The organism is Streptomyces sp. AC558_RSS880 (genome assembly GCF_019049255.1).
Lineage (GTDB): Bacteria > Actinomycetota > Actinomycetes > Streptomycetales > Streptomycetaceae > Streptomyces.
The window spans coordinates 1-375 of the sequence record NZ_JAGMUJ010000109.1 but is presented as its reverse complement, the minus strand read 5'-3'; the positions used below and the strand labels follow the sequence as shown (position 1 = coordinate 375).

Sequence of the window (375 nt, the reverse complement as noted above, 5' to 3'; positions counted from 1 at the left end):
GGCGTCCATCGTGGCGGTGTCGATGAAACCGCCGGTCACCGTGGAGTAGAACGGCACCCGGCCGCCCGACGGCTCCACCGGCGCGAGTGCCTCCAGCAGTTCGGCCTCGACGGCCTCCACGTGCGCGGTGTGCGACGCGTAGTCCACGTTGACGCGACGGGCCCGGACACCGTCACGCTCGCAGGCCGCCAGCACCTCGTCCAGCGCCTGCGGTTCACCGGCGACGACGACGGCCGCCGGACCGTTCACCGCCGCCACCGACACCCGGCCCCCATACCCGGCGATCAGCTCCCCGGCCCGCTCCACCGGCACCGCGACGGACATCATCCCGCCCAGACCGGCCAGACGCTCCCGCACCAGCACACTGCGCACCGC

General features: G+C 73.9%; 1 protein-coding gene. It reads right to left on the bottom strand.

From position 1 onward, the window contains the following. On the bottom strand, positions 1-375 hold a 375-nt coding region (locus KUM38_RS28515), incomplete at both ends, for an acyltransferase domain-containing protein (protein ID WP_217133389.1).